The organism is Streptomyces sp. NBC_00178, from assembly GCF_036206005.1.
Lineage (GTDB): Bacteria > Actinomycetota > Actinomycetes > Streptomycetales > Streptomycetaceae > Streptomyces.
This window is the reverse complement of sequence record NZ_CP108143.1, coordinates 5436839-5462751: the sequence shown is the minus strand read 5'-3', so window position 1 is coordinate 5462751 and position 25913 is coordinate 5436839. Positions and strand designations below refer to the sequence as shown.

Sequence of the window (25913 nt, the reverse complement as noted above, 5' to 3'; positions counted from 1 at the left end):
CGGTGGGTGTCCGGCACGGTTGCCGGACACCCACCGATGTGTTGAAGCGGGGTGGGGAGATCAGCCGACCTCGGGGTCACCCTTGGTGTAGGAAAGCCGTTCGACCTGCCCCTGTTCGAACTGGTCCTCGACCTTCTTGCCGTTGACGAAGAGCTCGATCGCGCCGGCGTCACCGAGGACGAGGTCGACCCGCTCCTTGTCCTGGAAGGTCTTGGAGTCGCCCTCGAGCAGCAGCCCGTCGAACAGCAGGCGTCCGTTGTGGTCCTTGGCCGAGATCCAGCTCTTGCCCTCGGTGGCGCTCAGCTTGACCGTCACCTTGTCGCGCGGAGCGGCGGCGATGGCGCTTTCGGAGGGGGCGGGCTTGGGATCGGCGGGCTTGGACGGGGTGGGCTTGGGAGTGGTCTTGTCGGGGGTCGAGCCCTCGGCGACCTGTGCCGCGCCCGGCCCCTCGTCGTCACCGCTGAAGAGGGTGAAGCCGACGAATCCGATCACGGCGACGATCGCGGCCACCATGGCCGCGGTCCAGTTGGGCCGACGGGGTTCGGACCGGATCCGCTCCGCCTCGAACAGGGGCGCCGCGGGGGTGGGCGCGGGGCGGCCACCGTGTTCGGCGTCGAACTGCTCGATCATCGGATCGGGGTCCAGCCCGACGGCGCGGGCGAGCATACGGATGTGGCCGCGTGCGTAGACGTCGCCGCCGCTGCGCGAGAAGTCGTCCTCCTCGATCGCGTGCACGATGGGGATGCGCACCCGGGTGGAGCTGCTGACTTCCTCGACCGTCAGACCTGCGGCGATACGAGCCTGATGAAGCGCGCGACCGATCGAAGGCCGGTCGTCTTCGGGAGAGTTGCCGATGGACACGGGGGCGCCTTTCGAGCGTGAGCCACCTGCTGGATGTCCAGTCTAGGGGTGGTACGAAAGGGTGGGGCAACCGGGAGGGACGGCTTTGTACGCCATCGGGTTCGCCGGGCAGCCCCTTGGGCAGGGCAGGGGGTGGAGCGCGGGATGGATCATCCCTCTGCTCCCTTCTTCAACTTGACGTACGACGGGGCGAAACGGTTGCCCGCAAAACTCTTACGAAGCGGTTTCCCCACGAATGACGGCCAACACCCCGTCGAGTTCGTCCGGCTTCACCATGACATCGCGGGCCTTGGAACCCTCGCTGGGACCCACGATGTTGCGTGACTCCATGAGGTCCATCAGCCGGCCGGCCTTGGCGAAGCCGACCCGGAGCTTGCGCTGGAGCATCGAGGTCGAGCCGAACTGCGTGGAGACGACCAGTTCGGCCGCCTGGCAGAGCAGGTCGAGGTCGTCGCCGATGTCCTCGTCGATCTCCTTCTTCTGCTTCGTGCCGACCGTGACGTCGTCACGGAAGACCGGCGCCATCTGATCCTTGCAGTGCTGCACGACCGCCGCGACCTCGTCCTCGGTGACGAAGGCGCCCTGCATCCGGGTCGGCTTGTTCGCCCCCATGGGCAGGAACAGCCCGTCACCCTTTCCGATGAGCTTCTCCGCGCCGGGCTGGTCGAGGATGACCCGGCTGTCGGCGAGCGACGAGGTGGCGAAGGCGAGCCGCGAGGGCACGTTCGCCTTGATCAGACCGGTGACGACGTCGACGGAGGGACGCTGCGTGGCGAGCACCAGATGGATGCCGGCGGCGCGGGCCAGCTGGGTGATGCGGACGATGGAGTCCTCGACGTCGCGCGGGGCGACCATCATGAGGTCGGCGAGCTCGTCGACGATGACCAGCAGGTACGGATAGGGCGACAGCTCGCGCTCGCTCCCCTCCGGCGCCTTGGCCTTGCCGGTGCGCACGGCGTGGTTGAAGTCGTCGATGTGCCGGTAGCCGTACGCCGCGAGGTCGTCGTAGCGCAGGTCCATCTCCCGCACGACCCACTGCAGCGCCTCGGCTGCCTTCTTCGGGTTCGTGATGATGGGCGTGATGAGGTGCGGAATGCCCTCGTAGGCGGTGAGCTCGACCCGCTTGGGGTCCACGAGCACCATCCGGACGTCCTCCGGCGTCGCCCGGACCATGACCGAGGTGATCAGGCAGTTGATGCACGAGGACTTTCCGGAACCCGTCGCACCGGCCACCAGGACGTGCGGCATCTTCGCCAGATTGGCCATCTCGTAGCCGCCCTCGACGTTCTTGCCGAGCGCGACGAGCATGGGGTGGTCGTCCTCGGCGGCGTCCGCGAGGCGCAGGACGTCGCCGAGATTGACCATCTCCCGGTCGGAGTTGGGGATCTCGATGCCCACGGCGGACTTGCCGGGGATCGGCGAGATGATCCGTACGTCCGGGCTGGCGACCGCGTAGGCGATGTTCTTGGTGAGGGCGGTGATCCGCTCGACCTTGACGGCGGGGCCGAGTTCCACCTCGTAGCGGGTCACCGTCGGGCCGCGCGTGAAGCCGGTGACGGCCGCGTCGACCTTGAACTCCGTGAAGACGTTGGTCAGCGAGGCGACGACGGCGTCGTTGGCGGCGCTCCGCGTCTTGCCGGGACCGCCGCGCTCCAGGAGGTCGAGCGAGGGCAGGGAGTAGGTGATGTCGCCGGAGAGCTGGAGCTGCTCGGCACGCGCGGGCAGCGCCTCGGTGCGTTCGGGAGCGGGCTTGGTCAGGTCGGGGACGGCTCCGCCGGCCTGGCCCGGCTTCCGCGCGCCCTCGCCGTCGGCGGCCGTCTTCTCGGCGGACCGGGCTCCGGGAACGGGCGTCCCGGTCCGCTCGCGGTCGGCGAAGACGCCCTGCGTCAGGTCGGCCACGACCGGGGAGGGCGGCATGCCGTTGAGCACGGCCCCGTCCAGGGCCGCCGCGGCTGCGGCCGCCACGTCGACGGCGTCCATGTCGCGGTTCATGGCGGGCTGGGCCGAGTGCCGGCGCGGACGGCGCCGCTTGGCCAGGGCCTGCCCCTCGGCGTCGTCCGGGTCGTACGCGCCGTCGCCCTCCGGGCCGCGCGCCGCTTTCCGCGTGCGCTCGGGCAGGCCGTCGCGCCACTGCTCGTCGTACCGCTCGTCGTCGCTCGCGTCCTCATCGCCGGGCACGTACACAGGGTCGAGGATGCCGAGCCGCTCGCCGAGCTGCCGCAGCCGCCGCGGGATGGCGTTGACGGGGGTGGCGGTGACGACGAGGAGGCCGAAGACCGTCAGGAGGAGCAGCAGCGGGACCGCGAGGACCTCGCCCATGGTGAAGACGAGCGGCTGCGAGGCGCCCCAGCCGATCAGCCCGCCCGCATCCTGCATCGCGGCCGTGCCGTCCTCGCGGCCCGGCGAACCGCAGGCGATGTGGACCTGGCCGAGCACGCCCACGACGAGGGCCGAGAGCCCGATCACGATGCGGCCGTTGGCCTCGGGCTTCTCGGGATAGAGGATGAGGCGCACCGCGACGGCGCCCAGCAGTATCGGCACCAGCAGGTCCAGGCGCCCGAACGCCCCGGTGACGAGCATCTCGACCAGGTCGCCGACGGGGCCCTTGAGGTGGGACCAGGTACCCGCGGCCACGACGAGGGCGAGACCGAGGAGCAGGAGGGCGAGGCCGTCCTTGCGGTGGGCGGGGTCAAGTCCCTTCGCACCGCGCCCTATGGAACGGAAGACCGCTCCCACGCCGTGGGCCGTGCCGAGCCAGAGCGCGCGGACGAGCCGGTACAGCCCACCGGTGGGCGACGGTGCGGGCTTGGGCGCGGGCCTCTTCACCGCCGCCTTGCGGGCGGGGGCCTTCTTCGCGGGCACCGTCTTCTTCGCCGCCGCCTTCTTGGCTGGCGCGGCTTTCTTCGCCGGTCCCTGGGTACGGCCGGCGCGCTTCGCGGTGCCCGCCGTGCCCAGGGAACCCTTGCCGGACGTACGTGAGGCCATGTGACTGAGGTTACCGGTGTCGACGCCTGTGGACACGTGTGCCTACCGCTTCACCCGTCCGTGTCGCCCTGCGCAGGCGCTCTGCTGACGTGCCGTCAACAGTCGCAGGTCAGCTCTGGGTGGGCAGCGCGGCGGTGGACCCGCCCGTGCCCGGTTCGAGGGCGTCCAGCGCCCGGCGCAGCCCCGTGAGCTTGCGCTCCAGGTGGGCCGCGGTCGCCACGGCGGCGGCGTCCGCCGACTCGTCGTCCAACTGCTTGGAGAGCGCCTCGGCCTGCTCCTCGACGGCGGCGAGCCGCGCGGAGAGCTCGGCGAGGAGACCGGCGGGCTCCTTCTCGTCGGCGCCCTGGTGCGCGCCGCCCTCGAGCTGGAGCCGCAGCAGCGCAGCCTGCTCGCGCAGCTGGCAGTTCTTCATGTAGAGCTCGACGAAGACCGAGACCTTGGCGCGGAGCACCCAGGGGTCGAACGGCTTCGAGATGTAGTCCACCGCACCCGCCGCGTAACCCCGGAAGGTGTGGTGCGGACCGTGGTTGATCGCCGTCAGGAAGATGATCGGGATGTCCCGGGTCCGCTCCCTGCGCTTGATGTGCGCGGCCGTCTCGAACCCGTCCATCCCGGGCATCTGCACGTCCAGCAGAATGACCGCGAAATCGTCCGTGAGCAGCGCCTTGAGCGCTTCCTCCCCTGACGATGCCCTCACCAGTGTCTGATCGAGCGCAGAGAGGATGGCCTCCAGCGCCAGCAGATTCTCCGGCCGGTCATCGACCAGGAGGATCTTGGCCTTCTGCACCATGGCCCGCCCTCCTCGCCCCGGCATCGCACCGGGTTCCGCCCCAGAGGACGACTCTCTTACGCCGCCCGTCCTTGTGCCGGTCATGGTAGCTGCACCCCACCCATCACCACACCCTGTCACCACGATGTCACTGTGCACACAGCGAAAACGCGGTCGAAGACCAGAAGGTTCCCCGGAATCCGCACACTCACACCCCCCGGGAAGGTGCCGGTCGCGGATACCGGGGAGCCCCCGGTCACGTCACTCGCCGCGCATCCACGTCTCCATCACCGACAGCAGGTGGTCGGAATCCACCGGCTTGGTCACGTAGTCCGACGCCCCGCAGTCGATCGCCTTCTCCCGGTCGCCCTTCATCGCCTTGGCGGTCAGCGCGACGATCGGCAGGCCGGCGAACTGGGGCATGCGGCGGATCGCCGTCGTGGTCGCGTAACCGTCCATCTCGGGCATCATGATGTCCATCAGCACGATCGTCACGTCGTCGTGCTGCTCCAGGACCTCGATCCCCTCGCGTCCGTTCTCCGCGTACAGCACCGAGAGTCCGTGCTGCTCCAGCACGCTGGTCAGGGCGAAGACGTTGCGGATGTCGTCGTCGACGATCAGCACCTTCTCCCCCTGGAACCGGAACGTCCTGCGCGGCTCCTGGTTCTCCTGCGGGCCCTGGACCCACTCCTCCGGCGTCGTGCCCTCCTCGCCGGTCCTGCCGTTCGCCAGGGCGGGGCGCTGCGACGCGCCTCCGAGGGCCTTGCGCCTGCGCCGGAACATCCCGGCGGAGTTGGCGGGATCGCCGAGAGGCTGCTCGGTTCGCCCGGGCTGCGACGCCTCGAGCCGCAGGACTCCGCCGGTGGATCCCTCGCGCGCCTCGACGGTCCCGGGCACCGTCTGCGGGTAGCCCTGGGGGGGCAACTCGGCGGCGTGCAGCGGAAGGTAGAGCGTGAAGGTCGATCCCCGGCCGGGTTCGCTCGCCGCGTGGATCTCACCGCCCAGCAGACGGGCGATCTCACGGCTGATGGAGAGGCCGAGCCCCGTGCCCCCGTACTTCCGGCTGGTCGTGCCGTCCGCCTGCTTGAACGCCTCGAAGATCACCAGCATCTTGCTCGACGCGATACCGATCCCGGTGTCCGTCACGGAGAAGGCGATCAGGTCGCCGTCGGCGTCCCGCAGGGAGCCGGCCTCCAGCAGGTGTTCCCGGATGATGTCCGGCACGTCGGTGCCGGCCGGCCTGATCACCAGCTCGACGGCCCCGCTGTCGGTGAACTTGACCGCGTTCGACAGGAGGTTGCGCAGGACCTGCAGCAGCCGCTGCTCGTCCGTGTGCAGCGTGGCGGGCAGCTCCGGCGAGACCCGTACGGAGAAGTCGAGTCCCTTCTCCGCGGTGAGCGGCCGGAACGTCGCCTCGACGTAGTCGACCAGCTGGACCAGTGCGATCCGGGTCGGGCTGACGTCCATCTTGCCCGCCTCGACCTTGGACAGGTCGAGGATGTCGTTGATCAGCTGGAGCAGGTCGGAACCCGCCCCGTGGATCGTCTCGGCGAACTCCACCTGCTTCGGCGAGAGGTTGCCCTCGGCGTTGTCCGCGAGCAGCTTGGCCAGGATGAGCAGCGAGTTGAGCGGTGTGCGCAGCTCGTGCGACATGTTCGCGAGGAACTCGGACTTGTAGCGCATGGACACGGCGAGCTGTTCGGCGCGCTCCTCCAGGACCTGCCGCGCCTCCTCGATCTCGGTGTTCTTCACCTCGATGTCGCGGTTCTGCTGGGCCAGCAGCTCGGCCTTCTCCTCCAGTTCGGCGTTGGACGCCTGGAGTGCCTTCTGCCGGTTCTCCAGCTCCTGGGACCGGTCCCGGAGCTGTTCGGTGAGCTCCTGGGACTGTTCGAGGAGCTTCTCCGTCTTCGTGTTGACGCTGATGGTGTTGACGCTCGTGGCGATCATCTCGGCGAGCTGGTTGAGGAAGTCCCGCTGGATGTGCGTGAACGGCTGGAAGGAGGCCAGCTCGATGACGCCGAGCACCTGGCCCTCGAAGAGCACCGGCAGCACGATCACGTGCGCGGGCGGTGCCTCGCCCAGGCCGGAGGAGATCTTCAGGTACCCAGGGGGCACGTTGTCGACCTGGATCGTCCGCTTCTCCTCGGCCGCCGTACCGATCAGCGTCTCGCCCGGCCGGAAGGAGGTGGGCATGGAGCCCGCCGAGTAGCCGTAACTGCCGCGCATGCGGAGCTCGTACGAGTTCTCCCTGCCGCTGTCGGATCCGACCTCGTCCGCCTCGCCGGTGGTCATGGCGAGGAAGAAGGCACCGTGCTGGGCCGAGACGACCGGGGTCAGCTCGCTCATGATGAGGGAGGCGACGTCGTCCAGGTCACGGCGGCCCTGCATCAGGCCGGAGATGCGCGCCAGGTTGCCCTTGAGCCAGTCCTGCTCCTTGTTGGCCAGGGTCGTGTCCCGCAGGTTGGCGATCATCGTGTTGATGTTGTCCTGCAGCACCTGGATCTCACCTGCGGCGTCCACGTCGATCTTGAGGTTCAGATCGCCGCGGGTCACCGCGGTGGCGACGGCCGCGATGGCACGCACCTGACGGGTCAGGTTCCCGGCCATCTCGTTCACCGACTCGGTGAGGTCGCGCCAGGTCCCGTCGACGTCGCGGACGCGGGCCTGCCCGCCCAGCTGCCCCTCGGTACCCACTTCCCGGGCGACCCGGGTGACCTGCTCGGCGAAGGAGGAGAGCTGGTCGACCATCGTGTTGATGGTGTTCTTCAGCTCCTGGATCTCACCGCGCGCGTCGATGTCGATCTTCTTGGTGAGATCGCCCTTGGCGATGGCCGTGGTGACCGTGGCGATCTGGCGCACCTGACCGGTCAGGTTGGAGGCCATGGAGTTCACCGATTCGGTGAGGTCCTTCCACGTACCCGAGACTCCCGGGACACGTGCCTGGCCGCCGAGTTCGCCCTCGGTGCCCACCTCGCGCGCCACCCGGGTGACCTCGTCGGCGAACGACGACAGGGTCGTCACCATCGTGTTGACGGTGTCGGCGAGCTCCGCGACCTCGCCCCTCGCTTCGACCGTCACCTTCTTCGTCAGGTCGCCGTTGGCCACGGCCGACGAGACCCGGGAGATGTTCCGCACCTGGCTGGTGAGGTTGTTGGCCATCAGGTTGACGTTGTCGCTGAGGTCCTTCCAGATGCCCGTCGCACCCCGCACCCGCGCCTGCCCGCCGAGGATGCCCTCGGTGCCCACCTCGCGGGCGACCCTCGTCACCTCGTCGGCGAAGTTGAGCAGCTGGTCGACCATCGTGTTGACCGTCGTCACCAGTTCGAGGATCTCGCCCTTGGCGTCGACGGTGATCTTCTTGGAGAGATCCCCCTTCGCGACCGCCGTCGTCACTTCGGCGATGTTGCGCACCTGGAGGGTCAGGTTGTTCGCCATGCCGTTGACGGACTGCGTGAGGTCCTTCCACGTGCCGGAGACCCCCTGGACCTCCGCCTGCCCGCCGAGGATGCCCTCCGTACCCACCTCGCGGGCCACCCGGGTCACCTGCTCCGCGAAGTTCGAGAGCTGGTCGACCATCGTGTTGAGGGTGTTCTTCAGCTCCAGGATCTCGCCCCGGGCGTCCACGTCGATCTTCTGCGACAGGTCGCCCCGCGCCACGGCCGTGGCGACCTGGGCGATGTTGCGCACCTGGGCGGTGAGGTTCCCGGCCATGCCGTTCACCGAGTCCGTCAGGTCGCGCCACACACCGGCCACCCCGGGCACCTGCGCCTGGCCGCCGAGACGGCCGTCCGTGCCCACCTCGCGGGCCACCCGGGTCACCTGGTCGGCGAACGCCGACAGCTGGTCGACCATCGTGTTGATGGTGTTCTTCAGCTCCAGGATCTCGCCCCGGGCGTCCACGTCGATCTTCTGCGACAGGTCGCCCCGCGCCACGGCCGTCGTCACCTGGGCGATCTGACGCACCTGGGAGGTGAGGTTGCCGGCCATGAAGTTGACGGAGTCGGTGAGCTCCTTCCACGTCCCGGACACACCGTCGACACGCGCCTGGCCCCCCAGCCGGCCCTCCGTGCCCACGTCGCGCGCCATCCGGGTCACCTGGTCGGCGAAGTTGGACAGCTGCGCCACCATCGTGTTGACGGTGTTCTTCAGCTCCAGCATCTCGCCGGCCACGTCGACCGTGACCTTCTGCGACAGGTCGCCGTTGGCGACCGCCGTCGTCACCTGCGCGATGTCGCGCACCTGGCCGGTGAGGTTGCGGAAGGCGGTGTTCACCGAGTCGGTGAGGTCCTTCCACGTCCCGGCGGCCCCGGGGACCTCGGCCTGCCCGCCGAGCCGGCCCTCGACGCCGACCTCCCGAGCCACCCGGGTGACCTCCGAACCGAAGGCCTGGAGCTGGTCCACCATCGTGTTGACGGTGTTCTTCAGCTCCAGCATCTCGCCGGCCACGTCGACCGTGACCTTCTGCGTCATGTCTCCGCTGGCCACCGCGGTGGTCACCTGCGCGATGTCGCGCACCTGGGTCGTCAGGTTCCGGAAGACGGTGTTGACCGAGTCGGTGAGGTCCTTCCACGTCCCGGCGGCACCGGGCACCTGCGCCTGCCCGCCGAGCAGGCCCTCGCCGCCGACCTCGCTCGCGACGCGCGTCACCTCGTCGGCGAAGGTGCGCAGCGTCTCGGTCATCTGGTTGATCGTCTCGGCGAGCTGCGCGACCTCGCCACGGGCGCTGACCGTGACCTTCTGCGTCAGGTCTCCGTTGGCGACGGCCGTCGTCACCTCGGCGATACCGCGCACCTGGGACGTCAGGTTGCCGGCCATCGTGTTGACGGAGTCGGTCAGGTCCTTCCAGACCCCCGCAACCCCCGGCACGGTCGCCTGCCCGCCCAGCTCGCCCTCGGTACCCACCTCGCGGGCGACCCGGGTCACCTCCGAGGAGAACGACGACAGCTGGTCGACCATCGTGTTGACGGTGTTCTTGAGCTGGAGCATCTCACCGGCCACGTGGACGGTGACCTTGCGCGAGAGATCGCCCTTGGCGACCGCCGTCGTCACCAGGGCGATGTCACGCACCTGGGCCGTCAGGCGGTACGCCATGGTGTTCACGGAGTCGGTGAGGTCTTTCCACGACCCGGACATGCCGCGCACCTGGGCCTGACCGCCGAGCTTGCCCTCGGTCCCGACCTCGACGGCGACCCGGGTCACCTGCTCGGTGAACGCGGAGAGCTGGTCGACGAGGTTGTTGACCGTACGGGCGACCTTCAGGAACTCACCGCGCAGCGGGCGCACCGTCTCGTCGGCCGCATGGGTGCGCAGCTCCATCCGCTGGTCGAGATCACCGTCCGCGACCGCGGAGAGCACCCGCCCGACCTCGGACACGGGTCGCGCCAGATCGTCGACGAGCTCGTTGGACGCGTCGATGGCCGCCGCCCACGAGCCCTCGCAGGCCCCGGTCTCCAGGCGCTCGGTGAGCTTGCCCTCCCGTCCGACCACACGCCGCACCCTGGCGAGCTCGCCCGTCAGGTGCAGATTGCGGTCGGCCACCTCGTTGAAGACCGCCGCGATCTCCGTGAGCACACCGTCACCGGAGACGGTGAGCCGCCTGCGGAAGTTGCCGTCACGCATCGCCACGAGGGCGGCGAGCAGTCTGTTCAGAGCTGCCGCGTCCACGTCGACGGTTCCATTGCGCTGCTTTTTCACGGGCTGCCCGCCTTTTGTGCGCGTTCCTGAACCCCGCGCCGCCACGCCAGACTCCACCGTGTCCCTCCCGCAGGGGTTGACCGTATCGCTAGGGCCGTTTTCGGAAGCTTGCCCAGTTCCACTTTGGCTCACCGCCACAGCACACCGTCGACGGGTGACCATGGGGCCGTCAAATCGTTGAAACGTACCAGGCCGAAACCCGAGTGCGGAGAAAGTTCCACGGTCGTCCCACTTCCCTCACGGGGAGAGCCGGAATCGTGCGCCCGGCGCACACCCGGCGGGCGGTCCGCGCACCGAAGTCCGCCCTCGTGTACACGGGACACCGGGCGAGCGTCTAGCCTGGCAGGCGAATCGAAGCGGCGAGAAACGGGCACAGGACTCGGGGAAGCGACGAGACACCAAATGGGGAGTGCTGTGATCACCGCGCGGGCGGCTGCCACCTTCGATCCGGTCGGTCGCTCGGTCGCGACCGCCCGCGCGTTCGTACGCGACACCCTCCAGGGGTGGGGATACACGGACGTCGTCGACGACGCCGTCGTGCTCACGAGCGAACTCGTGACCAATGCCGTCGTGCACGCGGGGACCGCGGCCGACGTGCTCTGCCTGCGTACCGAGGACGGCGTACGCGTCGAGGTCTCCGACCACTACCCGGAACGCGAGGTACCGCTCCAGAGCCTCGGCCTGGACTTCGGCAGCCCGGACCGGGAGGGCGGCCGCGGCCTGCTGCTCTGCGCCGCTCTCGCCACCCGCTGGGGCGTCGAGTACACCCCGACGCACAAGCACGTCTGGTTCCAGCTCGACCTTCCCGAACGTCCCGTGGGCATCCGCTCGGCCAGCCCGGTCCTGCCGACCGCGCTCCTTCCCGTCGCGGAACAGCGGGTGCGGGTGGCCGTCGTCCAGACCGACGGCGCGGGTGCCATCGCCTCGTGGAACGAGGACGCCTCCTTCCTCTTCGGGCACGCGGCGGAGCAGGTCGAGGGCAAGCAGCTCACCGACTTCGTGGCGTGGCCGCACACCCCGGGCACGAGCACGGGCATCGCCGACGCGCTGCGCCTCTCCCGGTGGGAGGGCAGCTACGGCATCCGCGGCGCGGACGGCCGGGTCATCCCGGTGTACGCCTCGCACCTCAGAGTGCGTGACGCGCAGGGTGAGCCGTCGACCGTCTGCCTCCTGGTACGCGACTACGAGCGGGCCGTGCTCCAGACCCCGGTGCGCGCGCCCGTCTCCGACACCTCTGCCGAGAACCGCAGCACGGACCCCTTCGAGATCTTCATCGGCTCCCCCGCCCCCGACGACCTCGACGGCCTGCTGCAGCGCACCGTCGAGCGGGCCCGCGACATGCTGGACGCCGACGCCGCGTTCCTGCTGCTCGCCACCGACGACGAGACGGAGCTGGAGGTCCGCGCGACCACGGGCCTGCCCTCCGCCCGCCAGCGCTTCGCACGGGTCCCCGTGGAGGCGGGCACGGGGCGTTACGGCTCCGCGCGCATGCCCGCCGTCCACGAGGACCTCACGGTCGTGCCGGGCGCCGTCCCCCTGCTGAGCGACACCGGGATGCGTTCGGTGGTCACGGTGCCTCTCAAGGTCGAGGGCCGCCTCACCGGCTCCCTGGGCGTCTCGGCGGAGGCACCGGGGCGGTATTCGAACGAGGAGGCACTGCGACTGCAGTTCGCCGCCGACCGCATCGCTCTCGCCGTCGAGTCGGCACGGCTCGGTGAGCTCGAACGCCTGCGCCGCGGTTCGCTGTCCTTCCTCGTCGAGGCCTCCGACCTCCTCGCCGGCACCCTCGACAGGGACCAGACGCTGGCGCTGATGGCCCAGATGACGGTCCCCACCCTGGCCACCTGGTGCGCGGTCTACACCATCGCGGACCAGTCGTCGGAGCCCTACCTCTCGTACGTCCTGCACGAGGACGAGGAGCTCATCGACGGCCTGAAGGCGCTGTTGTCCTCGATCAGCCCGCCGGATCCCGTCCCCGCCCCCGGGGCCCGCATCTGGCCGGCGCCCACGGAGGCCGGTCACGCGGCCGCGCTGCGTACGTCCAAGCGCACGCTCGGCCGGGACGCCCCGCTGAGCATGGGCGCGGCAGCCCGCACCACCCTGGCGACGGCCGCGGCCGTCGGAGGCGAGACCGTGGTACTGCCGCTGGTGGCGCGCAACCGCGTCATCGGCATGCTGACACTCGGCAAACCGTCCGACGAGCACTTCCGCCAGGAGATCCTCGAACTGGCCGAGGACCTGTCCAGACGGGCCGCTCTGGCCCTCGACAACGCCCGCCTGTACTCGGAGCGCATGGCCATCAGCCAGTCCCTCCAGCGCAGCCTCCTGCCGCCCGGCCTGCCCGACGTGCCCAATGTCGAGATCGAGGTCATCTACCGGGCCGCCGGTGAGGGCAACGAGGTCGGCGGCGACTTCTACGACGTCTTCCCCATCCGCGACGGCGCCTACGGGTTCGCCATCGGCGACGTCTGCGGCACGGGTCCGGAGGCCGCGGCCGTCACGGGGCTCGCCCGGCACGCCCTGCGCCTGCTCGCCCGCGAGGGCTTCGGAGGGCCGGCGGTCCTGCAGCGGCTGAACGCGGCCATCCTGGACGAGGGCGCCCGCAGCCGCTTCCTCACGCTGCTGTACGGCGAGCTGTGGCCCCAGGAGGACGGCAGCGCCCTCCTGAAGGTCGTTTGTGCAGGCCATCCGCTCCCCCTGCGCCTGCGGCAGGACGGCTCCGTGGAGGCGGCGGCCGAACCGCAGCCGCTGCTGGGGGTCATCGAGGACCTCGACCTCTACGAGGAGGAGGTCACACTCGCTCCCGGCGACGTGCTCCTGTGCGTGACGGACGGGGTCACCGAACGCCGTGAGGGGACGCGCATGCTCGGCGACGACGGCTTGGCCGAGGTCCTCGCCACGTGTACGGGCCTGACGGCGGGGGCGGTGGCCGGACGCATCCTGCGGGCGGTCGAACGCTTCGCCGCGGAACCGGCCTCCGACGACATGGCCATCCTGGCCATGCGTGTCCCGGAGCCGCAGAACTTCTAGTGCCGGCGTGTGGGGGGCTCGGCGGCATCCGCGACGCGTCGCGGGCCCGAGCCGACGCCCGCACGCCGTCGAGCGGCCCGCCGGTCCGCTGCGCTCAGCCGGCGTCCCCCGTGGTCCCGTCCGTCCGCTCCCTGAGGAAGTCCGCGTGGCCGTTGTGCCGGGCGTACTCCTGGATCATCAGCACGTAGACCCAGCGCAGGCTGAGAGGGACTCCCCGGGGCGACACGAACGTCTCGTCGAGGTCGCGCCCGGCGGCCGCCCGGTCGCACAGGCGCAGTTCGGTCCGGAAGCGTGCGAACGCCTGGGCGGCATCCGCCACTTCGACTCCGTCGAACCCCTCGTCGCCGTCCTCCGGATCCGTGAAGACGTCGCCGAGAGCCTCGCCCGCGACACTCCTCCGGAACCACCAGCGCTCGATCTCCGCCATATGACGGACGAGGCCGAGGAGGGTGAGCGCGGACGGCTTCACGGTCGTCCTGGACAGTTCCCCGGACGCGAGCCCCGCGCACTTGGCCAGGAGCGTCTCCCGGTGCCACTGCAGCCAGCCCTCCAGCATCCGGCGTTCGGGGAGGGTGCCCAGGGTTCCGAGCTCCACGGTCCGGACAACGGGCGGTGCGGTCCATGCCATGAGCCCACACTGCCCTTCGTGGCGGGCGGGTTCAAGCCGGGTGGCCGGCTGGGGCCTGGCAGGCTGCCAGGATGGCCATACCCTCGCCCTGCGGCGCCTTCTCGCTCACCACGATGTACTCCGTGCCCGACGACTCCTGGTACCTGGAGCTGGACCTCGCTGCCACCGGCCGGACCCTGGTCATCGCGATCGTCCCGGACGAGGATCCGGCGCGGGAACCCACGGTGTGCTTCGACACTGCGGGAGAGCACCTGGACATCCCCTACTCGGTCATCCGCTGGTTCATGGACCACGTCGAGACGGAGATACGGACTTCCCGCGCCTGGATGCGGCTGCGACCTGAACTCGTCGAGGTCGTGCATGCTCTGCGTCAGGAGTTCCAGGGCGGCATCAGCGACCACGAGTTCGTCGAGGTTCTGCGGGAGGTACGCGGCCGGGTCGCCGAAACGGACCTCCCAGCGGTCCTTGCGGCCTCCTTCGGGCGGAGACCTGATGGGACCACTGAGCACGACGTGCTGTCACTCATGCCCGCCGAAAAGCCTGGGGCGGCCACATAGCGGCACCTCTCTGCTCCTGGATACACAAAAAGGCCCCCGCCGACGGCGGGGGCCTTTTCCTTGCTGAGCCCCAATGCGGAATCGAACCGCAGACCTTCTCCTTACCATGGAGACGCTCTACCGACTGAGCTATTGGGGCCTGCTGCCTTGCGGCAACGAGGTAAAGCATACCCCGAACGAGGGGGTGCTCATAACCGTCCTGACGTGGCGTCTGTCGGCGGCGGATCGCTGGGCGTTGACCACGGGGGCGGTGCCTCCGAAGCTGCGGCGGACCGCTCGGTTCAGGGGCGGGCCAGGACTCCTCACCCAGTAGGCGACACCGGAGACAGGGACACAGGGGATCGCTGGGCCCACGGGCCGGCTCCAGCGATGAAACCGGCCGGGAACGCAGAAAAGCCCCGTGCCACAAGGGCACGGGGCTTTCCCGGAATAATTGTTCGGCGGCGTCCTACTCTCCCACAGGGTCCCCCCTGCAGTACCATCGGCGCTGAAAGGCTTAGCTTCCGGGTTCGGAATGTAACCGGGCGTTTCCCTAACGCAATGACCACCGAAACACTATGAAATTAACCAACACCGGAACACAACACGGCCGTTCGTTATTTCAGAACTAACACAGTGGACGCGAGCAACTGAGGACAAGCCCTCGGCCTATTAGTACCAGTCAGCTCCACCCGTTACCGGGCTTCCACATCTGGCCTATCAACCCAGTCGTCTACTGGGAGCCTTAACCACTCAAGGTGGTGGGAATACTCATCTTGAAGCAGGCTTCCCGCTTAGATGCTTTCAGCGGTTATCCTTTCCGAACGTAGCCAACCAGCCATGCCCTTGGCAGGACAACTGGCACACCAGAGGTTCGTCCGTCCCGGTCCTCTCGTACTAGGGACAGCCCTTCTCAATATTCCTACGCGCACAGCGGATAGGGACCGAACTGTCTCACGACGTTCTAAACCCAGCTCGCGTACCGCTTTAATGGGCGAACAGCCCAACCCTTGGGACCGACTCCAGCCCCAGGATGCGACGAGCCGACATCGAGGTGCCAAACCATCCCGTCGATATGGACTCTTGGGGAAGATCAGCCTGTTATCCCCGGGGTACCTTTTATCCGTTGAGCGACAGCGCTTCCACAAGCCACTGCCGGATCACTAGTCCCGACTTTCGTCCCTGCTCGACCCGTCGGTCTCACAGTCAAGCTCCCTTGTGCACTTACACTCAACACCTGATTGCCAACCAGGCTGAGGGAACCTTTGGGCGCCTCCGTTACTCTTTAGGAGGCAACCGCCCCAGTTAAACTACCCATCAGACACTGTCCCTGATCCGGATCACGGACCCAGGTTAGACATCCAGCACGACCAGAGTGGTATTTCAACGGCGACTCCACAACCACTGGCGTGGCTGCTTCAAAGTCTCCCACCTATCCTACACAAGCCGAACCGAACACCAATATCAAACTATAGTAAAGGTCCCGGGGTCTTTCCGTCCTGCTGCGCGAAACGAGCATCTTTACTCGTAGTGCAATTTCACCGGGCCTATGGTTGAGACAGTCGAGAAGTCGTTACGCCATTCGTGCAGGTCGGAACTTACCCGACAAGGAATTTCGCTACCTTAGGATGGTTATAGTTACCACCGCCGTTTACTGGCGCTTAAGTTCTCAGCTTCGCACACCCGAAAGTGCACTAACCGGTCCCCTTAACGTTCCAGCACCGGGCAGGCGTCAGTCCGTATACATCGCCTTACGGCTTCGCACGGACCTGTGTTTTTAGTAAACAGTCGCTTCTCGCTGGTCTCTGCGGCCACCCCCAGCTCACCGAGTAAATCGGATCACCAGTGATGGCCCCCCTTCTCCCGAAGTTACGGGGGCATTTTGCCGAGTTCCTTAACCATAGTTCACCCGAACGCCTCGGTATTCTCTACCTGACTACCTGAGTCGGTTTAGGGTACGGGCCGCCATGAAACTCGCTAGAGGCTTTTCTCGACAGCATAGGATCATCCACTTCACCACAATCGGCTCGGCATCAGGTCTCAGCCTTAATGTGTGACGGATTTACCTACCACACGGCCTACACCCTTACCCCGGGAACAACCATCGCCCGGGTTGGACTACCTTCCTGCGTCACCCCATCGCTTACCTAGTACAAGTCTGGTTCGTCGGCTCCACCACTACCCTCAACTCCGAAGAGATCGGGCCGGCTTCACGGACTTAGCATCGCCTGATTCAGTATTGGGCGTTTCAAAGCGGGTACCGGAATATCAACCGGTTGTCCATCGACTACGCCTGTCGGCCTCGCCTTAGGTCCCGACTTACCCTGGGCAGATCAGCTTGACCCAGGAACCCTTAGTCAATCGGCGCACACGTTTCTCACGTGTGTATCGCTACTCATGCCTGCATTCTCACTCGTGAACCGTCCACAACTCGCTTCCGCGGCTGCTTCACCCGGCACACGACGCTCCCCTACCCATCCACACAGGCGTTGGCCCTATATGTGTGAATGACACGACTTCGGCGGTACGCTTGAGCCCCGCTACATTGTCGGCGCGGAATCACTTGACCAGTGAGCTATTACGCACTCTTTCAAGGGTGGCTGCTTCTAAGCCAACCTCCTGGTTGTCTCTGCGACTCCACATCCTTTCCCACTTAGCGTACGCTTAGGGGCCTTAGTCGATGCTCTGGGCTGTTTCCCTCTCGACCATGGAGCTTATCCCCCACAGTCTCACTGCCGTGCTCTCACTTACCGGCATTCGGAGTTTGGCTAAGGTCAGTAACCCGGTAGGGCCCATCGCCTATCCAGTGCTCTACCTCCGGCAAGAAACACACGACGCTGCACCTAAATGCATTTCGGGGAGAACCAGCTATCACGGAGTTTGATTGGCCTTTCACCCCTAACCACAGGTCATCCCCCAGGTTTTCAACCCTGGTGGGTTCGGTCCTCCACGAAGTCTTACCTCCGCTTCAACCTGCCCATGGCTAGATCACTCCGCTTCGGGTCTAGAGCGTGCAACTCAATCGCCCTATTCGGACTCGCTTTCGCTACGGCTTCCCCACACGGGTTAACCTCGCTACACACCGCTAACTCGCAGGCTCATTCTTCAAAAGGCACGCAGTCACGACGCACCGAGCAAGCTCGATGCGCGACGCTCCCACGGCTTGTAGGCACACGGTTTCAGGTACTATTTCACTCCGCTCCCGCGGTACTTTTCACCATTCCCTCACGGTACTATCCGCTATCGGTCACCAGGGAATATTTAGGCTTAGCGGGTGGTCCCGCCAGATTCACACGGGATTTCTCGGGCCCCGTGCTACTTGGGTGGTTCTCAAACGAGCCGTTGATGTTTCAGCTACGGGGGTCTTACCCTCTACGCCGGACCTTTCGCATGTCCTTCGCCTACACCAACGGTTTCTGACTCGTCGACCAACCGGCAGATTGATCAAGAGAACTCCCACAACCCCGCATGCGCAACCCCTGCCGGGTATCACACGCATACGGTTTGGCCTCATCCAGTTTCGCTCGCCACTACTCCCGGAATCACGGTTGTTTTCTCTTCCTGCGGGTACTGAGATGTTTCACTTCCCCGCGTTCCCTCCACACTGCCTATGTGTTCAGCAGCGGGTGACAGCCCATGACGACTGCCGGGTTTCCCCATTCGGAAACCCCCGGATCAAAGCTTGGTTGACAGCTCCCCGGGGACTATCGTGGCCTCCCACGTCCTTCATCGGTTCCTGGTGCCAAGGCATCCACCGTGCGCCCTTAAAAACTTGGCCACAGATGCTCGCGTCCACTGTGCAGTTCTCAAACAACGACCAGCCACCCATCACCCCACCCTTACAGGTGAGTGCACTGGGGCCGGCAACCGAAGGCGACCATGACGGCCGTACCTTCAGATACCCAACAGCGTGCCCGACCCGACCAACCCGTTCCTGTTTTCCACGCCGAAGCAGTACTCACAAAAACTTGCCGATCGTGCCGAATAGTCAACGTTCCACCCATGAGCAACCAGCATCGAACATTCGCCGATGTACTGGCCTCTGGTCAGCCGAAGCCGACAAGAAGTGCTCCTTAGAAAGGAGGTGATCCAGCCGCACCTTCCGGTACGGCTACCTTGTTACGACTTCGTCCCAATCGCCAGTCCCACCTTCGACAGCTCCCTCCCACAAGGGGTTGGGCCACCGGCTTCGGGTGTTACCGACTTTCGTGACGTGACGGGCGGTGTGTACAAGGCCCGGGAACGTATTCACCGCAGCAATGCTGATCTGCGATTACTAGCAACTCCGACTTCATGGGGTCGAGTTGCAGACCCCAATCCGAACTGAGACCGGCTTTTTGAGATTCGCTCCGCCTCGCGGCATCGCAGCTCATTGTACCGGCCATTGTAGCACGTGTGCAGCCCAAGACATAAGGGGCATGATGACTTGACGTCGTCCCCACCTTCCTCCGAGTTGACCCCGGCAGTCTCCTGTGAGTCCCCATCACCCCGAAGGGCATGCTGGCAACACAGAACAAGGGTTGCGCTCGTTGCGGGACTTAACCCAACATCTCACGACACGAGCTGACGACAGCCATGCACCACCTGTATACCGACCACAAGGGGGGCACCATCTCTGATGCTTTCCGGTATATGTCAAGCCTTGGTAAGGTTCTTCGCGTTGCGTCGAATTAAGCCACATGCTCCGCTGCTTGTGCGGGCCCCCGTCAATTCCTTTGAGTTTTAGCCTTGCGGCCGTACTCCCCAGGCGGGGAACTTAATGCGTTAGCTGCGGCACCGACGACGTGGAATGTCGCCAACACCTAGTTCCCAACGTTTACGGCGTGGACTACCAGGGTATCTAATCCTGTTCGCTCCCCACGCTTTCGCTCCTCAGCGTCAGTAATGGCCCAGAGATCCGCCTTCGCCACCGGTGTTCCTCCTGATATCTGCGCATTTCACCGCTACACCAGGAATTCCGATCTCCCCTACCACACTCTAGCTAGCCCGTATCGAATGCAGACTCGGGGTTAAGCCCCGAGCTTTCACATCCGACGTGACAAGCCGCCTACGAGCTCTTTACGCCCAATAATTCCGGACAACGCTTGCGCCCTACGTATTACCGCGGCTGCTGGCACGTAGTTAGCCGGCGCTTCTTCTGCAGGTACCGTCACTTTCGCTTCTTCCCTGCTGAAAGAGGTTTACAACCCGAAGGCCGTCATCCCTCACGCGGCGTCGCTGCATCAGGCTTTCGCCCATTGTGCAATATTCCCCACTGCTGCCTCCCGTAGGAGTCTGGGCCGTGTCTCAGTCCCAGTGTGGCCGGTCGCCCTCTCAGGCCGGCTACCCGTCGTCGCCTTGGTAGGCCATTACCCCACCAACAAGCTGATAGGCCGCGGGCTCATCCTTCACCGCCGGAGCTTTTAACCCCGTCCCATGAGGGACAGAGTGTTATCCGGTATTAGACCCCGTTTCCAGGGCTTGTCCCAGAGTGAAGGGCAGATTGCCCACGTGTTACTCACCCGTTCGCCACTAATCCACCCCGAAAGGCTTCATCGTTCGACTTGCATGTGTTAAGCACGCCGCCAGCGTTCGTCCTGAGCCAGGATCAAACTCTCCGTGAATGTTTTCCCGTAATCGGGATCACAACACGAGAGCGGAACAACCAGGTCGGAATATGACCGGCTGTTCACAGCGTCCTCGCTGTTGTTGCCTACCCGATCCGAAGACCCGGCAGGACTTTTCAAAGGAACCACCAACCTGCGTGATGCAGGCCGGGGTATCAACATATCTGGCGTTGACTTTTGGCACGCTGTTGAGTTCTCAAGGAACGGACGCTTCCTTCGGTCCCGTTTCACCGGGGCCCTCCGGGCGCTTCCCTTCGTTCTTGCGTTTCCGACTCTATCAGACTCTTTCGTGTCCGATTTCCCGGTCGAAGCGGGATACTGCTTTTCGCTTTCCAGTTCCTCGCTTTCGCGATTCCCTTTCCGGCGGTTCCAACTTTACCAGACTCTTTTTCGTTCCGTTTCCGGTCCGAATTTGATTCCGGCGACCTGTGGAGTGGTCTTTGCCTTTCGGCGATCCCGACTTTATCAGAAGTTCTGAGTCGGAATTCCCCGCCTCCTCGAAGGGCTCCCTCGCACAGACGTGCGCGGGGTGCTTCCCGTTCGGGCGGAATGGCAAACGTACTGGAGCGGGCCGCCCCGATGCAAATCGGGGCGGCCCGCTCCAGGTCGGCCGCAGGTGGCGGCCTCCTACGGTCAGACCTCGACGACGACCGGAAGGATCATCGGGCGCCGGCGATAGGTGTCCGACACCCACTTGCCGACGGTGCGGCGGACCAGCTGCTGGAGCTGGTGCGGCTCCATCACCCCGTCCTGGGCCGACTTGTTGAGGGCCTCCGCGACCTTCGGCACCACCGCGCTGAAGGCGGAGTCGTCGATGCCGGAACCGCGGGCCTGGATGTGCGGGCCGCCCACGATCTTGCCGGACGAGCTGTCCACCACGATGAAGACCGAGATGATCCCCTCGTCGCCGAGGATGCGGCGGTCCTTGAGGGACGTCTCCGTGACGTCGCCGACGGAGAGACCGTCGACGTACACGTAGCCGGCCTGGACCTTGCCGACGATCTTCGCCTTGCCGTCGACGAGGTCGACGACGACACCGTCCTCGGCGATGACGATGTGGTCCTTCGGCACGCCGGTCAGCGCACCGAGTTCGGCGTTGGCCCTCAGGTGGCGCCATTCGCCGTGCACCGGCATCAGGTTCTTCGGCTTGCAGATGTTGTAGAAGTACAGCAGCTCGCCGGCCGAGGCGTGGCCCGAGACGTGGACCTTGGCGTTGCCCTTGTGGACGACGTTCGCGCCCCAGCGGGTCAGGCCGTTGATCACGCGGTACACCGCGTTCTCGTTGCCCGGGATCAGGGACGACGCCAGGATCACGGTGTCGCCCGGGACGATCCGGATCTGGTGGTCCCGGTTGGCCATGCGCGAGAGCGCGGCCATGGGCTCACCCTGGGAACCGGTGCAGACGAGCACGACCTCGTCGTCCGGCAGGTCGTCGAGCGTCTTCACGTCGACGACGAGGCCCGCGGGAACCTTCAGGTAGCCCAGGTCACGGGCGATGCCCATGTTGCGGACCATGGAACGGCCGACGAAGGCGACCCTGCGGCCGTACTCGTGGGCGGCGTCCAGGATCTGCTGGATGCGGTGCACGTGGCTGGCGAAGCTGGCCACGATGATGCGCTTCTGGGCGTTGGCGAACACCGTCCGCAGCACGTTGGAGATGTCCCGCTCGGGCGGCACGAATCCGGGGACCTCGGCGTTGGTCGAGTCGGAGAGCAGCAGATCGATGCCCTCCTCGCTCAGCCTCGCGAAGGCGTGCAGGTCGGTGAGCCGGCCGTCCAGCGGGAGCTGGTCCATCTTGAAGTCACCGGTCGCGACGGCCAGGCCGGCGGGGGTCCGGATGGCGACGGCCAGAGCGTCCGGGATGGAGTGGTTGACGGCGATGAACTCGCAGTCGAACACGCCGAGGCGCTCGCGCTGTCCCTCCGCCACCTCCAGGGTGTACGGACGGATCCGGTGCTCCTGGAGCTTGGCCTCGATGAGGGCGAGGGTCAGCTTCGAGCCGATCAGCGGGATGTCCGGCTTCAGGCGGAGCAGGTAGGGCACGCCACCGATGTGGTCCTCGTGGCCGTGCGTGAGGACGATGCCCTCGATGTCGTCCAGGCGGTCCCGGATCGTGGTGAAGTCCGGAAGGATCAGGTCGATGCCGGGCTGCTCCTCCTCCGGGAAGAGCACGCCGCAGTCGACGATGAGCAGGCGGCCGCCGTATTCGAAGACCGTCATGTTGCGGCCGATTTCGCCCAGGCCACCGAGCGGGGTGACGCGGAGGCCGCCCTTCGGGAGCTTCGGCGGGGTACCGAGTTCGGGATGCGGATGACTCAAAAGACTCTCCTTACCACGCGCGCCACGTACCGCTGAGGGCACGTGGCGCGCATGTCATTCGTGCACTTGCTGTTGTCAGGTGGTGTTTCCGTCGCGGGTCTCCCCGCTTATTCAGTTGTGAAGTCCGTGGTCAGAGCTGTACCCCGCCGGCTGCCAGATCGATCTTGAGCTGGGCCGTCTCCTGCTCGGAGAGTTCCACGAGCGGGAGGCGCAGCGGCCCTGCGGGCAGGCCCTGCAGGGTGAGCGCCGCCTTCGTGGTGATCACGCCCTGGGTGCGGAACATGCCGGTGAAGACGGGGAGCAGCTTCTGGTGGATCTCGGTGGCCTTCTGCACGTCGCCGCCGAGGTGGGCCTCGATGAGCGCGCGCAGCTCGGGGGTGACGACGTGGCCGACGACGGACACGAATCCGCAGGCGCCGACCGAGAGGAGCGGCAGGTTGAGCATGTCGTCGCCGGAGTACCAGGCGAGTCCGGACTGGGCGATGGCCCAGCTGGAGCGGCCGAGGTCGCCCTTGGCGTCCTTGTTCGCGACGATCCGGGGGTGCTCGGCGAGCCGGACGAGTGTCTCTGTGTCGATCGGCACACCGCTGCGGCCGGGAATGTCGTACAGCATCACCGGGAGTCCGGTGGAGTCGGCGATGACGTTGAAGTGCCGGAGGAGGCCCTCCTGCGGCGGCTTGTTGTAGTACGGGGTGACCGCGAGGAGACCGTGGGCGCCTGCCCGCTCGGCTGCCAGGGCCAGCTCGATGCTGTGCCGGGTGTCGTTGGTGCCGACCCCCGCGACGACGTGGGCCCGGTCCCCGACGGCTTCGAGGACAGCCCTCACGAGCTGGTCTTTCTCCGCGTCGCTGGTGGTCGGGGACTCGCCCGTGGTGCCGTTGATGATCAGGCCGTCGTTGCCTGCGTCCACCAGGTGGGCGGCGAGCCGCTGGGCGCCGTCGATGTCGAGTGCGCCGTCCGCCGTGAAGGGCGTGACCATAGCGGTGAGGACCCGCCCGAAGGGGGTCTGCGGAGTGGAGATCGGAGCCATGGGTAACACGCTACTCGTTGGTCGGAGCGCCGCGCCCCCTCGGGGGGACGGGGAAGAGGAGCCCGGCACTGCCTGCTCGGGGGTTCAAGCAGTGCCGGGTCCGTTTGATCAGCCTAGATGAACTTCACGAAACGTCGCAATACGGACACCGCTTACGGAGCTACACGTCCGTTTTTGTTGAACGCGGCATGAGTGAGCGGCATGAGGGTCTGCCAGTGCTGCTCCATCTGTTCGCCGACCATCTCGATCTCGCGCTGCGGGAAGGACGGGACCTTGGCCAGTTCGTGCTGGGTCCGCAGTCCGAGGAAGTGCATCAGCGAGCGGGCGTTGCAGGTGGCGTACATCGTCGAGAACAGGCCGACGGGCAGCACCGCGCGGGCGACCTCGCGGGCGACACCGGCGGCGAGCATCTCCTGGTAGGCGTCGTACGCCTGGCGGTAGGAGTCCTCCATGGCCCGGCTGGTGAGCGCGTGCTGCTCCGGCGTCCCCTCGACGAACTCGTACTTGCCGGGACGGCCCTGCTGGATGAGCTTGCGGGACTCGCCCGGGACGTAGAAGACCGGCTCGAGCTCCCTGTAGCGGCCCGATTCCTCGTTGTAGGACCAGCCCACGCGGTGCCGCATGAACTCACGGAACACGAAGATCGGGGCGCTGATGAAGAAGGTCATCGAGTTGTGCTCGAACGGGCTGCCGTGCCGGTCCCGCATGAGGTAGTTGATGAGACCCTTGGAGCGCTCGGGGTCTTTCGTGACCTCTTCCAGGGACTGCTCACCGGCCGTCGACACACGGGCCGCGAACAGCACGTCGGAGTCGCTTGCGGCGGATTTCACCAGGTCAACGGTGACGTCGCTGCGGAAGTGGGCCTTGGTGGGCTCGGGGGTGTCGGTCACCGGCGGGGGTCCTTTTCATCGCGTCGCTCGGGCGGCAACCACTCTACGGGGCGCCGGGCGGGCCGCCGTCGGCGGGAATTCCCGCACGCGTTCGGCGATTCGTGGCACCGATCAGGCCTCCCGTACGTCTGACTCATCAGCAGCACCCGTCACAGAGTTCAAGGAGAGTTTCCTCATGTTCCGCCGGCGTGAATCCGTCCCGTTCTCGTTCGTAGCCGAGGCCGACCGGTTCCGCAGTAACGTCACACCTCCTCCCCGCCGGCGTCCGAGCGCCTCGCAGCTGGCGAGTCGTTCACTCGTCGGGCTGACCCTGATCGCCGGGTTCGCCGGGTCGCTGCTCTTCGGACTGCCCGCGCTGGACACCGACGGCACCCCTCCGCACAGCCGGACGTCCGAGGCGTCGCAGCACCGCTGACCCGTACGGGCCCCCTGGGGTGGTCGGCCGGGGGGCCTCTCGGTAGCCTCACCGGGCACAGCAATCGAGCGTGCTTGTGAGTGAGGATCAGTCGTGCCCCTGCCCTTCCTGACGGCCGACCGCGCATTCGACGCGGACGCAGAGGACATCGCACTGCCGTTCGACGACCATGACAGCTGGCGGCGGCCCTACCGTCCCGGCCCGTGGCGGGTCGCGGCGGCGGCCACCCTGCTGCTTCTCGCGTCCTTCGTGCTGCTCGCCGGCGTGATCATCACGGTGACCGGATCGCTGTCCGGCGCGAGCGTGTGCTTCGTGCTCGCCGGCGCGGCCATCGTGAGCGCGCTGCGGCTGCTGCGCGTGGGCGCGTGGGTGAGCCGCCACGGCGTACGGCGGGTGGCTTTCCTCCGTACGACCACGATCGCGTGGAGCGACGCCTCGGTCGTCCGTACGGTCCAGCAGCCGGTGCGGTGGCTCGGCTTCCCGCGCACCGTCCAGGGCCAGGCCCTGATCGTGGTGCGCCGGGGCAGCGAGACGCCGATGCCCCTGCTGACGGACCACAACGCGGACTTCCTGGCGCGTGCCGAGGCCTTCGAGCGGGCCACCGACACGGTCGAGGCCTGGAGCGACGAGTACCGCACCGGCTGACACCGGTCGGTTCGCACCCACGACAAGCCGGTACGGCGCCGATCAGGCGCGTACCGGCTTGTTCGCGTGCAGGGCGATCGCGCGCTGCATCGCCTTGCGCGCGCGAGGGGTGTCCCTGGCGTCCTGGTACGCCACGGCGAGACGGAACCAGCAGCGCCAGTCGCCGGGGCTGTCCTCGGTCTCCTCGCGGCGCCGGGCGAACACGGCGTCGGCCGAGTCGCGGTCGATGCGCCCCGAGGGGGTGCGCACCAGCTCGTCGACGGGCAGACCCCCCTCGGCGTCCAGCTCGGCGGCCAGGGCGTTGGCCCTGCGGACGAACTGGGTGTTCTTCCAGAGGAACCAGACACCGATCACCGGCAGGATCAGCACGGCGACGCCGAAGGTGACCGTGAGCAGCGTGCCGTGCCGGATGAGCAGGACGCCGCGGCTGCCGGCCAGGACGAAGTAGAAGACCATGACGGCGGCGGTGACGGCGTAGGTGAGCTTTGCGCGCATGGGGGTGGGC

General features: G+C 66.7%; 13 protein-coding genes, 1 tRNA gene and 3 rRNA genes. 4 read left to right on the top strand and 13 right to left on the bottom strand.

Features of this window, described 5'->3' with window-relative positions; translation table 11 throughout:
* Positions 1 to 60: 60 nt before the first annotated feature.
* The 4 genes from OHT61_RS24030 to OHT61_RS24015 all read right to left on the bottom strand — a co-directional run bounded on the left by OHT61_RS24030 (position 61) and on the right by OHT61_RS24015 (position 10309).
* Entirely contained in the window at positions 61 to 861 is an 801-nt protein-coding gene (locus OHT61_RS24030) for a helix-turn-helix domain-containing protein (protein WP_329041067.1), read from the bottom strand.
* A gap of 213 nt (positions 862 to 1074) precedes the next feature.
* Positions 1075 to 3846 carry a DNA translocase FtsK gene (locus OHT61_RS24025; RefSeq protein ID WP_329041066.1) on the bottom strand — a complete coding sequence of 924 codons (2772 nt, stop codon included), beginning with the start codon at positions 3844 to 3846 and terminating at the stop codon, positions 1075 to 1077.
* Between the two features lie 109 nt (positions 3847 to 3955).
* A complete protein-coding gene (locus OHT61_RS24020; protein ID WP_329041064.1) occupies positions 3956 to 4636 on the bottom strand; it encodes a response regulator in 681 nt (226 codons plus the stop codon).
* 240 nt (positions 4637 to 4876) lie between these two features.
* Complete coding sequence (locus OHT61_RS24015; RefSeq protein WP_329041062.1) at positions 4877 to 10309, bottom strand: HAMP domain-containing protein; 5433 nt, start codon at positions 10307 to 10309, stop codon at positions 4877 to 4879.
* Between the two features lie 402 nt (positions 10310 to 10711).
* Between OHT61_RS24015 and OHT61_RS24010 the strand changes: the two genes are divergently transcribed.
* Positions 10712 to 13339 (top strand): SpoIIE family protein phosphatase, encoded by a 2628-nt coding sequence (locus tag OHT61_RS24010; protein ID WP_329041060.1) that lies wholly within the window; start codon positions 10712 to 10714, stop codon positions 13337 to 13339.
* A gap of 94 nt (positions 13340 to 13433) precedes the next feature.
* Here OHT61_RS24010 and OHT61_RS24005 read toward each other — a convergent pair whose 3' ends face one another.
* On the bottom strand, positions 13434 to 13967 hold the full coding sequence (locus tag OHT61_RS24005; RefSeq protein ID WP_329041059.1) for a DinB family protein: 534 nt from the start codon (positions 13965 to 13967) through the stop codon (positions 13434 to 13436).
* A 71-nt stretch (positions 13968 to 14038) separates the two neighbouring features.
* On the opposite strand from OHT61_RS24005, the gene OHT61_RS24000 reads away from it, so the two are divergent.
* Positions 14039 to 14524, top strand: a complete 486-nt coding sequence (locus OHT61_RS24000) for a hypothetical protein (protein WP_329041058.1) — start codon at positions 14039 to 14041, stop codon at positions 14522 to 14524.
* A gap of 66 nt (positions 14525 to 14590) precedes the next feature.
* On the opposite strand, the gene OHT61_RS23995 is transcribed toward OHT61_RS24000, so the two are convergent.
* The 7 genes from OHT61_RS23995 to thyX form a co-directional block, all read right to left on the bottom strand.
* Positions 14591 to 14663, bottom strand: a tRNA-Thr gene (locus OHT61_RS23995).
* Positions 14664 to 14959: 296 nt separating this feature from the next.
* Positions 14960 to 15076: ribosomal RNA gene (gene rrf / locus OHT61_RS23990) — 5S ribosomal RNA — on the bottom strand.
* Between the two features lie 79 nt (positions 15077 to 15155).
* Positions 15156 to 18281: ribosomal RNA gene (locus OHT61_RS23985) — 23S ribosomal RNA — on the bottom strand.
* Between the two features lie 299 nt (positions 18282 to 18580).
* Positions 18581 to 20106: ribosomal RNA gene (locus OHT61_RS23980) — 16S ribosomal RNA — on the bottom strand.
* Together the 16S, 23S and 5S rRNA genes with 1 tRNA gene alongside form the textbook arrangement of a ribosomal RNA operon.
* A 636-nt stretch (positions 20107 to 20742) precedes the next feature.
* Positions 20743 to 22428, bottom strand: coding sequence for a ribonuclease J (locus OHT61_RS23975; protein WP_329041056.1), 1686 nt, complete (start codon positions 22426 to 22428; stop codon positions 20743 to 20745).
* Between the two features lie 130 nt (positions 22429 to 22558).
* Entirely contained in the window at positions 22559 to 23458 is a 900-nt protein-coding gene (gene dapA, locus OHT61_RS23970; RefSeq protein ID WP_329041054.1) for a 4-hydroxy-tetrahydrodipicolinate synthase, read from the bottom strand.
* A 152-nt stretch (positions 23459 to 23610) separates the two neighbouring features.
* Entirely contained in the window at positions 23611 to 24348 is a 738-nt protein-coding gene (thyX, locus tag OHT61_RS23965) for an FAD-dependent thymidylate synthase (protein ID WP_329041052.1), read from the bottom strand.
* Positions 24349 to 24523: 175 nt separating this feature from the next.
* On the opposite strand from thyX, the gene OHT61_RS23960 reads away from it, so the two are divergent.
* The gene (locus tag OHT61_RS23960; RefSeq protein WP_329041050.1) at positions 24524 to 24763 is read left to right on the top strand and encodes a hypothetical protein; all 240 of its coding nucleotides are present in this window, start codon (positions 24524 to 24526) and stop codon (positions 24761 to 24763) included.
* A gap of 93 nt (positions 24764 to 24856) precedes the next feature.
* Positions 24857 to 25408, top strand: a complete 552-nt coding sequence (locus OHT61_RS23955) for a hypothetical protein (RefSeq protein ID WP_329041048.1) — start codon at positions 24857 to 24859, stop codon at positions 25406 to 25408.
* 42 nt (positions 25409 to 25450) lie between these two features.
* Here the strand turns inward: OHT61_RS23955 and OHT61_RS23950 are convergent, their stop codons facing one another.
* The gene (locus OHT61_RS23950) at positions 25451 to 25903 is read right to left on the bottom strand and encodes a hypothetical protein (protein WP_329041046.1); all 453 of its coding nucleotides are present in this window, start codon (positions 25901 to 25903) and stop codon (positions 25451 to 25453) included.
* Between the last annotated feature and the right edge of the window lie 10 nt (positions 25904 to 25913).

Bases quoted from the DNA above. Each gene is read 5' to 3' on its own strand.
- OHT61_RS24000 (WP_329041058.1), top strand. From the start codon at position 14,039: ATGGCCATACCCTCGCCCTGCGGCGCCTTCTCGCTCACCACGATGTAC.
- dapA (WP_329041054.1), bottom strand. From the start codon at position 23,458: ATGGCTCCGATCTCCACTCCGCAGACCCCCTTCGGGCGGGTCCTCACC.
- OHT61_RS24010 (WP_329041060.1), top strand. From the start codon at position 10,712: ATGGGGAGTGCTGTGATCACCGCGCGGGCGGCTGCCACCTTCGATCCG.
- OHT61_RS24025 (WP_329041066.1), bottom strand. From the start codon at position 3,846: ATGGCCTCACGTACGTCCGGCAAGGGTTCCCTGGGCACGGCGGGCACC.
- OHT61_RS23950 (WP_329041046.1), bottom strand. From the start codon at position 25,903: ATGCGCGCAAAGCTCACCTACGCCGTCACCGCCGCCGTCATGGTCTTC.
- OHT61_RS24005 (WP_329041059.1), bottom strand. From the start codon at position 13,967: ATGGCATGGACCGCACCGCCCGTTGTCCGGACCGTGGAGCTCGGAACC.
- OHT61_RS24020 (WP_329041064.1), bottom strand. From the start codon at position 4,636: ATGGTGCAGAAGGCCAAGATCCTCCTGGTCGATGACCGGCCGGAGAAT.
- OHT61_RS23960 (WP_329041050.1), top strand. From the start codon at position 24,524: ATGTTCCGCCGGCGTGAATCCGTCCCGTTCTCGTTCGTAGCCGAGGCC.